A 14,290-nucleotide genomic window follows, 5' to 3' on the forward strand; every position below is an offset into this window, starting at 1 on the left:
TTTAAAAGGCTCTGTGTGACAGATAAAAATCTTCCTTTTCTGTCATTAGGGCTTTTGCAGACTTTCCTTTATCCGGATACCCAAGCAAGTGGAGTGTACCATGAATCATCACTCGGTGTAACTCATCTATTACATTTAAATCCAGTTCTTTGGCGTTTTCCCTTATTCTATCCAGGCTGATAAAAATATCTCCGACAATCTCGCCTATATTTTCGCTGTTGTCGAAAGTAATGATATCAGTATACGTATCGTGATTTAGATATTGCTGGTTGATAGTTAACAAATAGGGATCACTGCAAAAAATATAATTTAAAAGTCGGAGCCGCTTTTTTTCGGCAAAAATTGTATTCCTAATCCAGGTTCTGACAAGCCCTTTTTGTTTTAATGTAAAAGAAATGTCTTCAGTAAAGAAATTAATAGGTATTTGGCCCATTAAATTTTAAAATGGAGTTCCAGCTCGTTTCCTTTTGAATTAAAAATACACTGATCAGCAAGCTTTTTGATTATAAAAACCCCCCTTCCGCTTAGTTTTTCGATATTATCGGGAGCAGTAGGATCGGGTATATTATTAAAATCAAAACCCTCACCTTCATCAGAAATTGTGAAAATAAGACGCTTTTCTTCGATTACTTCCAGGTTGATGTATACCTTTTTATCCAAATTTTCACGGTTTCCATGAACAATTGCATTGATTACAGCCTCACTGAGACAGGTCAGGACGTTAGCATAAAGCTCATCACTAAAACTATATTTTGTACTCAGCTCATCAATGAAATTCTCCACGATGGTTATACTATCAATTCTGGAAGGTAACTGCAGTGTATACAATGATGTATTATCTGAAAATTCTGTCTGCTTACTCATTTATCCCCCGAATTTAAATATTTAAAATAGTCCCCTACTTTTATTTTATAAAATGAATTTAATGAAGGGGTCACGGTTTTTAACAAATCAACCTCTTTTTGCTTGATTTTTTGGAACTCCTGCAAGATTAAAGAATTAGAAGGTGGAGGTGTAATTCCCTCTTTGCTTTCTCTTTTCTGATCCTGTTCGCGCTCCCGATCTGCTTTTTCTGCGTCAAGCAACTTACTAAGAATTTCCTGTTGCCTGTTTATCGTTTCCTGTTGTATTTTTTTGTTTACGAGATCCGTTTCTGTTTGTTCCATCTCTTTCATTAATTTATCAAGATTTCCCAATGTTCCTTTCCCATCCTTGTTTTCCATTTTATTGATCTCTTGCATGGCCTGTCTTATCATCTGCTGTTCCCGAGCCATTTTTGCCAGCTGTTCGCTCATTTCCCGACTGCTTTTACCCTGTTGTCCGCTTTTCTGCTGCCTTTGCTTTTGCATATCTTCCCTTGCTTTTTGCATGTTCTTATTCAATTGTTCCTGCATTTTACTGAGCTGGGAAAGATTTTGCTTTTGTTTACCCTTTCCTCCGGGTTTGCCATTCTGCTGCGCTTGTTGTAATTGCTCCAGGGCTTCGCTTAACATTAAAGCCAGATTATTTATAGAGGTCATAGCAAATTGCTGGTTTCGGTTGGCTTCGGCTGTGCGACGCTCCCCAAGACTTTCTATAGCTTTTCCAACATTAAAATTTATTGCCTGAATTTCCTTATTCACGACGGATTGAATTTGAGGAACCTTTTTACTCAGTGAATACAGGCTATCTTCGATCATTTTGAGATTGACCTGAATGTCTTTCTGCTTTTGGCTCTGAATGATATAGTTTGGATCGCTGGAATTGATTTGCCTGACCGTTTGCATCGTTTTTTCCTGATCAAAGGAGCTGGTTAGGAGGTTATCAAGGATTTCCCGGAGGCTTTTTGCATTAACTTCATTTTCTTTTTCTTCTGATTCCTGTTGCATGCTCTGTAAATCTTTCGTCAGTTTTTTTATTTCTGCTGCAGCCTTCTTTTGGCTTTCTGCAGCCTTTTTCTGATCTTTTTTCTCCAGATTGTCAGAACTTTTTTGCTGCTCCTTATCTATTTCCTCCTGGGTCTTTTCCTGATTTTCGAAATCATTTTTTTGTTCCAGCTCCTCGTTTTTTTGCTCCAGTTCACTGAGTTCATCTTTCAGTTCTTTAAAATCATCCTGAAGTTGCTTTTGTTCATCTTTCAGTTCTTCAAGATCAGTCTTATTATCCAGAGTTTTCTCACTCAGCTCTTCTTGATCCTTTGCCAGTTCATTTAATTTTTCTATGGTCTTGCTAAGCTTTTGATCAAATTCTAGCTGTTTATAAAGTTCCAAAATACGATCAAGTTCTTTTTGCAGTGATTTATTATCCATCTGCATTTTAGATAGCTCCTCCTGGGTTAGGTTTTTATTGTTTTTTTCAAGAAGCTTTTCGATATTTTTCAAAATTTCGCGTGTCTTTTCATCCAGAACATTATTGAAAAGTTCCTCAATTTGTTTTTGTTTTTCAAGAATCTGTTCATTTTCCTCCTGCTGTTCTGCCAAATTTTGTTTGTTATCCTTTTGGATCTCTTTAACTAATTCATCAATCTCCTTTTGTTTCTGAAGAAGATTTTCGATTTGCTTTCTTTCTTCAAAAGACAAACTTTTTTTATTCAAAAGTTCCTGATTCAATTTTTTAGTTTCTTTCTCCAACTGTGCAGATTTTTTAATTGCCTGCTCCATCTTATTCTTAATCTGCTCGGTATTGGCTTCCAATTTTTTCTTTAGCTCTGCTTCAGAGGGCAATTTCAGAGTTTTAATTGTTGATTTAACTGACTTTGGACCATTTACCCCATCATTATCAAATAGTTCAAAATAATATTCAATCTGCTCTCCTGGTTTTGCTGCAACCTCATTTGCATCCCATATATAGAAGAAATTACTCTGCAGTGCATTTCTATCTAGCTTGACAGATCTGATTTCGGTTTTTTCATCCTTTTCAACTTTTTCTGAAAGCACCCTGTAATTAAAATTCAGTTTTGAAATACCATAATCATCACTGGCTTGCCCTACAAAATAAAGTACCCTTGAATTAACCGAATCCTGGCGCTCGTTAACATCAATTAGAGGAAGAAGATCGGGTATTACCCTTAAATCATACGAAACAAATTCTGATGCCGGTACTTGTGAATTAAGGGGCCTTATGCTGTAAGTCAGGTTTTTGATAGCCTTATAACTGAAATTAAACAGGTTTTCTTTAGATTCTTTTATCAAAAAGCTTTTTTTGTCCAAAACCATATCAATCTGATCAGAATTTTGGGCCCTGAATTTCCACGTAATCCGTGACCCTTCCGGAACAGTCAGGTCTCCGGTATTTTCGAGCTTTTCATTTCTCTTATTGATATAAGCAGGATATTCTATCATTACATCAAAGTTCAGAAGGGTAGGCCGGGCCTTTACTACAAGTTCATAATCTACTGAGCGGAACTCACCGGCCTTTAGAATTATTTTTTTGTTTTTCTGCAGATTTCTGAAAGTATATTTATAACGGATGATATTTTCTTTATCGAGTTTAAAGGTATTAAGGCCATCTTCAAGGTAAATTTCTGAGGGGATTTCAGTGCCTGTAAGTTTAACCATCAATGTAAAATCGCTACCCTGAACTACAGAGAGTTGCTCATTAAGTATTTCAAATCTAAACGGTGCTTTTTTTACAAAGTGCTTATTATGATTAATCAAACGCTCTGTGCTCTCGCTCAGAATAGAGGGTGCTGAAAAAAATACAAAAACGAAGATTGCTAAAGGCGCCAGAACGTATTTCAGGTATTTTCGGTTTTCATTAATATGAATGGCCGAAGTAAATGGAACGGGTTTGAGTTCGGCGATCTTTTGATTGATACTGGCATCAATAAGGCTGCGCTGTTCCGGGTTAAGTTCAGAAAGCTTTTTTAACTGTAAGGTATTTAACAATTTCTCTTTTACAGGCGTGAAGTGCTTTCCAATTATAGCTGAGGCCTGTTCGTGGCTGATTGTATTTCCAAGCCTGAAATAAGCTAATAGCGGAAGAATAATATAGGTACCAAGAACAAATGTATTGCCCGTTATGAATGTATAAAAAAGAATACTTCTTACTAAAGGATCAAAATGCCCCCAATACTCTGCAAATATGAAAACTAAGTACGCAGCAAGGAAGGAAGCAACCAAAAAGATGGAGCCTCTAACGACCTTATTCAGGTAATACTTTCGTATAAAACCATCAATTTTATTGATAAGGTAGGCATAATTATCTTCAGACCTGTTCATCGTAATATTTCACCTTGATAGTTTGTATGAATTTAACGAATATTTCCTAACAATTGGTGTAATTCCCCGGGCTTTGTACATAATTTAAAACAAATGCATAGTTATTGATTACCTTTTCAATAAAAGTACCACATTTGCAACTTTTCGCTGGCCTTCATGATCCCACTTTCTATTGTCACTTGGGAAATTTACAACACCATTTTCCCCATAATTATTTAGCCATAAGGTTGTGGAACCGCCACCGTCTAAATTAATCGCATCACGGGCATTTAACCATCGCATCAGTTTTGTTAATTCGAAAAGGTTCATTCCTGCAGAATTTTCATTTCTGCCATCTACTGAAATCAACAGAACCCGATTATTTTTTGTGATGGCTACAACTGTTCTGGGATGCCTGGTTTTATTGAAGGAATTAGCGGTATCCAATTTTTCAACAATCTGGTTCAAAATGAGAAGCGGACCACTTACCATAATATCCTCAGCTTCAATTGATTGTTCCCAATTTTGTTGCCCATTCCATTTTAAAATGCTCAATTTTCCTTTATTGAACACCAGGGCAGATTCCTGATGTCCTGCTCTGTTGCCGATCCTTCCGAGACGGTTTTCATTGATTACCTGACCATCTGCGCGGATATAATCTACAGATCCGCCATTTGCAATATCAAAGAAAGTTCCGTTTAATGCTGCCAGAGCATTATTTTGTTTACCAAAATCACTTGTCTTTAACAGTATTTTGGGATCATAACCCAGATCAAAAAAGAGGCCTCTCTTTTGTTTAATCTCCACTATACTTACATTCTGATTAGAATTAAAGAGTGATTTATTAAACCAGAAAGTCTTTAAATGAACTCCTGATGCTAATTTCTCTTTTTTCCAATCGGCTTTTAACACGGCCAGAGAATCAAATTGAGCAAATATTCTACCAGTGATGAAAAACACCAGTAATGCTGTTATTGGAAAGACTTTCATGGGAATAAAATATTGCTCTTAATTTATTAAAAATCAATAAATATAAAAGCTCTGGTCAATTAAATGCCAGAGCTTTTATATTCACAGTGATTGTTATTTTTTAGGATCTAAAGCCTCAGCGATACGAACCAGAACATCATCTAGATGTGCTCTTAATACCGGGTTGGAGTACTTTGGCAAAGCTGATTTAACTTGCACTGACAACAATTTAAGTTCATGTCTGGCCATTGGACGGATATCTGATTGAGACACATCGATCTGTGGTCCGGCTAATGCTGCAAATTGCGGCGGTACCGGAACTTCATTTTCATTCAAAAGGTATGACATCCTCTCGATATAAGCACGTTGCAAGTTTCGGCGATAGGTATCTAAATTAGCTCCGGTTTTTAATTCTGACCAAATGCCATTACGCAGATCCGCAAGTAATTCATTCATATGGTATGCATTAATCCCATTTTTCACAGAATTATCAATCACCCTATTCAGGCGTCCAAAATCAAGAATTCCGTTCAGGATACCCATCTGCGTTCTCCTTAAACGATCAACAATTCCCGCATTGTCAAATTTGTTCAATACATTCTTATCAAGCATCCAGTGTGGTGTAACAAAGGCATGTTCGTTGATGAAATTAACAGCTTCCTTTTGTTTTGATTTAGGCACATGTGTGTATACCGGTCCTTTTTGTTCATAAGTTTTATCATCTTTATAGATGCCACCAATATTTGATCGTACATGGCCCATATAACGATTCCATTGGATTAGAACTTCCCCATAAAGCTCTTTGAGGTTATCGTATGGTTTACCTTCCTCATAAGTCCATTTTTCAATATTCGGTACAATACGTTTCAGATTGGCAATTCCATATTTGGAAGCTTTCATAGCATCATCACCCAGATCTTCGGATTGCGCACGTGGGTCGATCGGATTTCCAGTTTGCTGACCGTAGAAATATACCGGATTTCCAGCCCGCTCTATGGTCCATTTATTTAATGTTTTTGCTTCTTCTTCCGGGGTTTGGTTATCAAACCAGGTATAACCCCATTTAATAGTCCATTTATCGTAGTCTCCTATTCCGGGATATAACACAACCCCTTCATCTCCGGGCTGGGCAATATAATTAAAGCGGGCATAATCCATGATTGATGGCGCGGTTCCACCCTTTCTTTTGGTAAAGGACGGAGAACGAAGGGAATCAACGGGATATGCCACGCTTGATCCGAAGTTATGGGGGAGTCCGAGAGTGTGTCCAACTTCATGGGAGGATACAAAGCGGATGAGCTGTCCCATAACCTCATCCTTGAATTTGGGACTCCTGGCCTCAGGATTGATGGCCGCAGTTTGAACAAAGAACCAGTTCCGAACCAGGTTCATGACGTTATGATACCAGCCTATATCCGATTCCATGATCTCTCCTGAACGAGGATCAGAAATATGCGGACCATAGGCATTTGCGATATTCGATGCAAAATAACGGATCACTGAATAGCGTGCATCTTCAGGTGACCAGTCAGGATCATTTAAAGGAGCTTCCAATGCCGTGATCGCATTCTTAAATCCGGCCTCTTCAAATGCTGCATTCCAGTCTTTTACTCCCTCAATCAGATAAGGTCTCCATTTAGCAGGTGTTGCCGGATCGATATAATAAACAATTTGTTTTTTAGGTTCTACTAATTCACCACGTTTGTAGGCAGCCGGATCTTTTGGTTCCAGCTTCCAGCGATGAATATAGCGTGTAACCTGTGCTTTTTGCTCGTCCAGCCCGTAATCTGTCTGGCTTTGGCCAAAAAATCCGACCCTGTCATCTGAAAAACGAGGTTTATAAGGCACCTTGGGTAATAAAAGCATTGAATTGTGAATCTCAACGGTCATTGAACCGATTGATTTATCTCCCGGAGGATCTGTTGCCCGGTAAGTTTTTAGTGAACGAACCTCAATATTAATTGGGAAAGATTTGATCGTATCTATAAAGGTACGGGTTTCATCCATGGTAGTTATTTTATATTGAGTTCGTATCGACTGAGGCAAACCAAGGGATTGAACATCCTTTGCATATAGATCAGTTACATCAATCACTACTGAATTGGAATCTTTGTTAATAGCCTTAATTTCAAATGAAGATAAAACAGCATCCAGGTTCGAATTCTTAACAGCCTCAAACATTTCTGTTTTTTTATCTGCGATATTACGGTAAGAAGGAATCCGGATCATTACCTGTTTATCCCTTCTTTGCCATTTCCAAATCTGTTCGTTAAGTTCCTCACCGCCATATGTTCCATCTATTGTAGGGGTTTTTGCATAGCGGGTAACAACAAGCATTTCACGGTTGAATAAGGAGTCCGGAATCTCATAAAAATATTTTCCATCCAGACGGTGTACTTTAAATAATCCATTGTCTGTTTTTGCTTTAACTGTAATGACCTCTTTATAGGGTTTTATTCCGGTCTTTGGAGGTGTTGCGGCTGCTGGTGCTGCTGGCTTAGCAGGTTCAGTAGCAGGTACAGCAGGTTTGTTTCGATCCTGTGACTGAACATTATCCAGACCTGAAATAAAGATCAGAGCCGATAATGCGGCAAACTGCCAATTGCGAAAGTTTATTGTCATAAAAATTTTATAATGGTTAGGTTATAAGGAATTTACAAATCTATTGATTGAAGTGAATATGTATAATTTTTTTATACATTTTAATAACAAATTTAATGAGCATGGTTTTTTTGTAATCAAAAACAGTATGGCTCCAAACAATAAATTAATCTAAACAAATGATCAGTCGTTTTGATCAAATAATTTAAATTCTTTTAATAAGGGTTAATATCAGCCTCTCCTTAATTTTAGTTTCATTTGATAAAATGTCAATTACAAAACTACGTCCGTTTCGCGATCTGAACATAGCATCTATTTCAGATAATGACATTTCAGAAACCGCTCTAAAATTAATAGCCAGAATTTCATCGCCTCTCATAAGTCCTGCTTGCTCTGCCGCAGAGGAGGGCTCAACCCTGGTAATAATAAGGCGCTTATAATTTTCACCTGCAGAACCAATTTCCATTCCGGCCATATCATGCTCAAAAGCTTCCTTGAATGTTGGAAGTGGTTTAATGTACATGGCAGCTCTGTTGTAATCAAAAACAATATTAAATCTGTTTATGATTGTGATGCCCATATTTCCGTTTCTGTTTATGGAAAAGATCCTGGAAGCAGCATCCTCATGATCCGGGAATGCGGCAATAACATTATTAAGAGTATATTTTCCTAATTGGAGTGATGCTATTCTTCCAATATAACCATCAATAGGCCCGGTTAAACCTACCCCAAGGTTACCACGTATTCGTTCATCCGGCAATTCAAATGGAACTCCATCTATTGTTTCCAGAGAAATAGCATGACCCGCACCCGTATCAATAACGAGTTTTACAGGGAGTTTTTTGCCTGATTTCAGTTGGATATTAGTAGTAATGTATGGCTTTCGCTCCTCTATGCTGAGCGGAATACGACTACCCCTTTTTGGGATATAAGTCTTTTGGGGTTGAAAGACAGTGATAGTACTGCTTGAAAAATTCAGTCTGACGACAAAACTATGGAAAAACTCATAACCAATCAGTCCATGTATCGGAATTCCGACATAATTTGATAATTCGAAAATATCCTTTTTAAGAATAGCTGCGGAAATATTTGTTGCAAATGTGTTTCCTATGCGAATGTCAATTGATGGGGCAATCAGTGCGCTTAATTTTTCTCCTTCTCCAAAGCCTGTTATATAAATACTTCTAAGATTTTGAAAAGATACTGAATCAACCAATTTGGGATCAGATATCAGAACTAAACCTACCCCTGTATCCAAAATGAAGTTGAAGGGTCCCTTTCCGTTAATATGAAGCTGGATAACCATTTGATTTTTTATCATCTTGAACGGCAGAATTTCTCTTTTTCTCTTTCCGCTTAATTCGAATTTTTGGGCATATGAATCCCGGGAAACAAGAATAAGAATGGCTAGTATATAGATGATCCTGATCAATGAAAAATCCTTTCTTTGAAATCAAATTGTTTTTGAGACTCAAGAGTCTATAACAAGTTACGTCATAAAATAATATCAAAGGTTCTATTTTTAAAGATCTTATATCGAATTACTGCTTAGCTTTCCATTATTCTTTTATATTTTTAAAAACTTAACCCATTCTATCTCCGGTTCCAATCCTGATTTTAATTATACCAATGAAAACAAAGCATTTAGTATTCATTCTTCTGTCTGTATTTAGCATAGAATCTGCTTTTTCCAAATCGATACCATCCCGAAAAATTATTAAGATGCTAAAGAGTTCGGCGATTCTAAATGATCATTTTACTGGCTTTGCACTATATGACCTTACTAAGAGGAAAATGATTTCCGGGCAGCATGATGATAAATATTTTACCCCAGCCTCAAACACTAAATTATTTACTTTTTATGCCGGCCTGAAGCTTTTAAAAGATTCTATAGCCGGATTACAATATGTTGAACGCGGGGATTCATTAATTTTCTGGGGCACAGCTGATCCTGTATTTCTGGACCCTCAATTTAAAGAGCAGCGGGTTTTGCAAAATCTAAATTCTGCCAGAAAGCAGATATACCGGGCAAAAGGCATATTTTCTGGTGATTTCTACGGTACGGGCTGGACTTATGATGATTATAACGAGTACTATCAGCCTGAGATGTCTGATTTTCCAATCTATGGCAATGTTGTTCGTTTTAGCAGAAATCCAATTGGATTGCAAACTTATCCCGTATTCAATATAGGAGGAAAACTGATATTACAGACAGACCGCTTGGGAAATCCGGAAAGGTTCCGTATTAAACGAGAGATTTTTAGCAATATATTTCATCAGCCCAGTTCAAGTGCTCCAACAGGATTTAATCAATTGGTTCCATTCAAAGTGTCGGATGACTTAATTGCAGATTTGCTAAAACAAAGTATTGCGAACTTTTCAGGAAATATTAACTACCCCAAACCTGCGCAAACAAAAGTTTGGTACAGTATAGCTGCAGACACACTTTATAAAAAAATGTTATCAGCAAGTGATAATTTTATCGCTGAACAGATTCTACTTAATATTGCTGCTAGCAGGGGAATGGAAATGAATACTGCTGTAGTGATCGATTATGTAAAAAAGAACTTTCTTACTGATCTTCCGGATAAGGCTGTTTGGGTCGATGGGTCTGGATTATCGCGACAAAATTTATTTACCCCTCGGAGTATGGTAAGACTATGTGAAAAAATTTATGATGAGGTCGGGGATCAGGATCGACTTTTTGACCTTTTAGCGCAGGGAGGAAAAACAGGAACCTTGAAAAATCTTTTCAAAGCAGATGAGCCTTTTATTTTTGCAAAAACAGGTAGCCTCTCTAACAATCATAATTTGAGCGGATATCTGATCACAGCATCTGGTAAAAAGCTGATTTTTTCATTCATGAATAATAATTTTACAAGGCCGACGGCAGAAGTACGTTCTGAGATGGAAAAGCTGATCACCCAGATCTATAAAAATTATTGATCTGTTTTAATAGATTTAGCCGTTAATTCAGATTTCAATGCATATTAATATGCCAAAACAGAATCAAAATTATGAAAAAATTCAAGATCGGGCTTATTGTATTTCTGGCAATAGTTGCTGCAGGATGCAGCACTGATGCACCGGGTATTACTACTATTTTTATTGTCAGACATGCCGAAAAGGATGTTTCCGACCCTAAGAATGAGGATCCTGAACTTAGTGTGGAAGGCAGGGAAAGAGCTGAGGCATTAGCCGGCAAATTGAATGAAATTAAACTTGATGCAGCTTTTGCCACCAAATACAAAAGAACAACTCAGACAGCTTACTATGCTGCAAAAAACAGCAATATTCAGATTCAGACTTATGATGGACATGATTTTACTGGTATTGCTGAGCTTGTAAAATCAAAACATAGTGGGCAAAGAGTTTTAATAGTGGGGCATTCCAATACTGTACTTGAATTGCTTGAGTCTTTTGGTGCCTCCCGGCCACTTACTGCACTGACCGATGAAGATTATGATTTTTTCTTTGAGCTAAAAATAGATCCTCATGGAAAAGCTAAACTAATATCACAGCAATACGGAAAAGCACATCATAGCAGCACAATAAAATAGGTATACCCACTAAAAATATAGAAAGCAGAATGAAGAAAGGAACGGGACTAAACCTATTTTTTGGCGGCACAGCATATTTGGGTATGCCCCATAATGAGGCCTTCAAAAAACTTGTTTTTGAAGGTATTGAGATTTATGGAATAAACTACGGAGCATCCAGAAACAATAATATTACGCTGGATATTTTTTCTATTGCCGAAAATGAAGCGGCCAGCAGGTTCGGAGCCGAAGATTCCATTTTTTTGTCGAGTGGATATCTGGCTGCCCAATTACTTGTTCAGCAATATTATGAAACTCATCTGTTAATTTATGCTCCCGATACTCATCCGGCACTTTGGATTGGAAAACCTGCAGCACCACGGATAAAATTTGAGGAATGGGCAGAGAATACGGTCAAACAGATCAATGAATCAGATCAGCCGGTAATGCTTATCAGCAACTCGCTGAATAACCTAATTCCCGAAATCTATAATTTCGATTGGTTAAATTGTATTGACCCCCTTAAAAAAATTGTACTGCTGATAGATGATTCGCATGGAATTGGAATTACTGGTAATCAGGGAGAAGGTATTTACAGCAGCCTGCCTCAATTACCGAATATTGAAACCTTTGTGATTGCGTCGATGGCAAAGGCACTGGGTTTTGATGCAGGCATGATTCTGGGAAATACTGAAGGTATTATGAACCTGAGAAATTCACCTGTTTATGTGGGCAGTTCACCTCCATCACCCGGGATGCTTTATGCTTTTGTTCATGCAGAGTCTATTTATAAACATGAGCTTAATAATTTGCACAGAAATTTAAGGCTATTTACGGATCTGCTGGAATCTACAAAAAAGCTTTTTTTTATCAATGATTTTCCGGTTTTTCTATTGTTAGATGATGAAATTGCTATAAATCTGTTAAAAAACGGTATCAATATTTCATCCTTTCCTTATCCTGATCCAAATGCTAAAGCAATTCACAGGATTGTGATTACTAGTATACATGAGATAGAGGAACTTGAAATTCTGGCAAAGGCGATAGACAGGAATTATTGATCTCAATAGATTATTTCAATTAGGTATTGGCTTTGGGGTTTTACAAATCTTCAAATGGAATATCCATCAATTCATAGCTTTTCCAGCCAATAAAATCAAAATGCCACCATTCATTTTTAAGCACTCTGAATCCCTGCTTTTCCATTGCGCTTCGAAGTAATTCACGGTTCTTAATGACATTCGAAGGAAGGTCAGTATAATCGGATGCAGCTTCTGGAGCGAAGCTGTCGTAGGGAGTGGGCATTTCCAGTTCCTTTCCGGTTTTCAAATCGATTAGGGTGAGATCAATTGCACAACCTCTGTTATGTCGTGATCCATCCTTTGGATTCGCAACAAAACTCTTATCGCTGGCAATTGCAAAAAACTTAACCGTTACACTGTAGGGGCGGTATCCATCAAATATTTTTAGTCCGAGTCCCGATTTTTTGAGCTCATTTTGAACATTTTTAAGGGCTTCGACCACTGGAAGTCTGGCAAATGCCCTTGCCTGTTTGTATACTGCCTGTTTGGTAAAATTATTTTTTCCGGCGTACCGGATATCCAGTATAATGTCTGGTATCCGTTTTTTGATTTCAATTAACTGTTTGTTTTTATCCTGCTCAACTGATTTATTATATGCAGTACGCTCATTGATGACCAGTAAACCGTAGGGGTTAATAAGCTGGGCATAAGTTGGGGCAAATCCAGAGAGCAGGATAAATAATAGCAGTTTTTTCATCAGCGGTTTGAAATAACCAGCAGATCCAAATCTTTCATGGGGATATTAAAGCGGTCTGACAGATCTTTATTGGTAAGCTTACCCTGATAAAGATAGATTGCATTCCGTATACCGGGTCTTTCCCAAATCAGGTTCATTATTCCTCCCATTTCCCCTATATCCAGTATGATTGGTGTGAAAATATTAGTCAAAGCATAGGTTGCAGTACGTGATACCCTGGATGCTATGTTTGGAACACAGTAATGTATCACATCGTATTTTCTGAAAGTTGGCACAGTATGATTAGTCACACTTGATGTTTCAAAACAGCCCCCCTGATCAATACTGACATCAATTATCACGGAGTTAGGCTTCATTTTACTGACGGTTTCCTCCGATACAATGCATGGGCTTCTACCGTGATTTGCACGAATGGCTCCGATAGCAACGTCGCAACTGCAAATTGCCTTTTCTAATACTACAGGCTGGATGACTGATGTAAAAACCCGGCTTCCAATATTGTTTTGCAAACGGCGTAACCTAAAAATGGAGCTGTCAAATACCTTCACCTCGGCACCAAGAGCAATAGCGGTCCGGGCAGCATATTCCCCAACTGTTCCGGCGCCTAAAATAACAATTTCAGTTGGTGGCACACCTGTTATTCCGCCAAGCATCAAGCCTTTACCCTCAAACACGTTGCTCAGGTATTCTGCTGCTATAAGTACTGAAGTAGCACCCACAATTTCACTCATTGCCCTGACCACACTAAGTACATTTCCTTCATCTCGAAGGTATTCAAATGAGAGTGCTGTAATATTCTTTTTCATCAGAGACTTGAGGAAATCGGCCTTCATGGTCGACATCTGAAGGGCAGAGAACAGAACCTGTCCCATCTTCATCATTTCGACTTCATCCTCTGTAGGGGGTGCTATTTTGATGATCAGATCGGCTTTATAAATTTCCTTTTTATCATATACAATCTGAGCACCCTGTTCACTATAATGATTATCCTTAAAGTTGGCAGCAAGTCCGGCACCGGCCTCAATCACAACTTCATGTCCATGCTGAACCAATAAGCCAACGGATAAAGGAGTTAAAGCGATTCTGTTTTCTTGGAAAGAGGTCTCTTTCGGGATCCCAATGTAAAGGTTGTTTTTCTTGGTTTTAAGCTCCAACATCGCCTCCTGAGGTTGCATCATGGCTTGTTTTGCAATGTCAGATAATTCACTCATCATGTGGGTTCTA

The 14,290-nt window shown here is 37.9% G+C and carries 11 protein-coding genes; 3 read left to right on the forward strand and 8 right to left on the reverse strand.

The window, feature by feature from the left end:
* Position 1: 1 nt before the first annotated feature.
* The 6 genes from ybeY to Q8S11_RS02335 all read right to left on the reverse strand — a co-directional run bounded on the left by ybeY (position 2) and on the right by Q8S11_RS02335 (position 9,069).
* Complete coding sequence (ybeY, locus tag Q8S11_RS02310) at positions 2-433, reverse strand: rRNA maturation RNase YbeY (protein WP_305660467.1); 432 nt, start codon at positions 431-433, stop codon at positions 2-4.
* The gene (locus tag Q8S11_RS02315) at positions 433-864 is read right to left on the reverse strand and encodes an ATP-binding protein (RefSeq protein WP_305660468.1); all 432 of its coding nucleotides are present in this window, start codon (positions 862-864) and stop codon (positions 433-435) included. Before Q8S11_RS02315 ends, ybeY begins: the two co-directional genes overlap by 1 nt.
* Positions 861-4,199 carry a DUF4175 family protein gene (locus Q8S11_RS02320; protein ID WP_305660469.1) on the reverse strand — a complete coding sequence of 1,113 codons (3,339 nt, stop codon included), beginning with the start codon at positions 4,197-4,199 and terminating at the stop codon, positions 861-863. Before Q8S11_RS02320 ends, Q8S11_RS02315 begins: the two co-directional genes overlap by 4 nt.
* 108 nt (positions 4,200-4,307) lie before the next feature.
* Positions 4,308-5,168, reverse strand: a complete 861-nt coding sequence (locus tag Q8S11_RS02325) for a phosphodiester glycosidase family protein (RefSeq protein ID WP_305660470.1) — start codon at positions 5,166-5,168, stop codon at positions 4,308-4,310.
* 93 nt (positions 5,169-5,261) lie between these two features.
* Entirely contained in the window at positions 5,262-7,769 is a 2,508-nt protein-coding gene (locus Q8S11_RS02330; RefSeq protein ID WP_305660471.1) for a zinc-dependent metalloprotease, read from the reverse strand.
* Between the two features lie 184 nt (positions 7,770-7,953).
* Positions 7,954-9,069 (reverse strand): aspartyl protease family protein, encoded by a 1,116-nt coding sequence (locus Q8S11_RS02335; protein WP_305660472.1) that lies wholly within the window; start codon positions 9,067-9,069, stop codon positions 7,954-7,956.
* A 308-nt stretch (positions 9,070-9,377) separates the two neighbouring features.
* On the opposite strand from Q8S11_RS02335, the gene Q8S11_RS02340 reads away from it, so the two are divergent.
* The 3 genes from Q8S11_RS02340 (at position 9,378) to Q8S11_RS02350 (ending at position 12,348) form a co-directional block, all read left to right on the forward strand.
* The gene (locus Q8S11_RS02340) at positions 9,378-10,694 is read left to right on the forward strand and encodes a D-alanyl-D-alanine carboxypeptidase/D-alanyl-D-alanine-endopeptidase (RefSeq protein WP_305660473.1); all 1,317 of its coding nucleotides are present in this window, start codon (positions 9,378-9,380) and stop codon (positions 10,692-10,694) included.
* A gap of 71 nt (positions 10,695-10,765) precedes the next feature.
* Positions 10,766-11,308: a histidine phosphatase family protein gene (locus tag Q8S11_RS02345; protein ID WP_305660474.1), complete on the forward strand. Its 543-nt coding sequence runs from the start codon at positions 10,766-10,768 to the stop codon at positions 11,306-11,308.
* A 29-nt stretch (positions 11,309-11,337) separates the two neighbouring features.
* Complete coding sequence (locus tag Q8S11_RS02350; RefSeq protein ID WP_305660475.1) at positions 11,338-12,348, forward strand: aminotransferase class I/II-fold pyridoxal phosphate-dependent enzyme; 1,011 nt, start codon at positions 11,338-11,340, stop codon at positions 12,346-12,348.
* A gap of 40 nt (positions 12,349-12,388) precedes the next feature.
* Here the strand turns inward: Q8S11_RS02350 and Q8S11_RS02355 are convergent, their stop codons facing one another.
* Positions 12,389-13,066, reverse strand: a complete 678-nt coding sequence (locus Q8S11_RS02355) for a M15 family metallopeptidase (RefSeq protein ID WP_305660476.1) — start codon at positions 13,064-13,066, stop codon at positions 12,389-12,391.
* Positions 13,066-14,277 carry an alanine dehydrogenase gene (locus Q8S11_RS02360; protein ID WP_305660546.1) on the reverse strand — a complete coding sequence of 404 codons (1,212 nt, stop codon included), beginning with the start codon at positions 14,275-14,277 and terminating at the stop codon, positions 13,066-13,068. The genes Q8S11_RS02355 and Q8S11_RS02360 overlap by 1 nt, the downstream gene beginning before the upstream one ends.
* Positions 14,278-14,290: the final 13 nt, after the last annotated feature.

Origin of the sequence: Daejeonella sp., assembly GCF_030695525.1 — a bacterium.
In the GTDB taxonomy this organism is placed as follows: domain Bacteria; phylum Bacteroidota; class Bacteroidia; order Sphingobacteriales; family Sphingobacteriaceae; genus Daejeonella.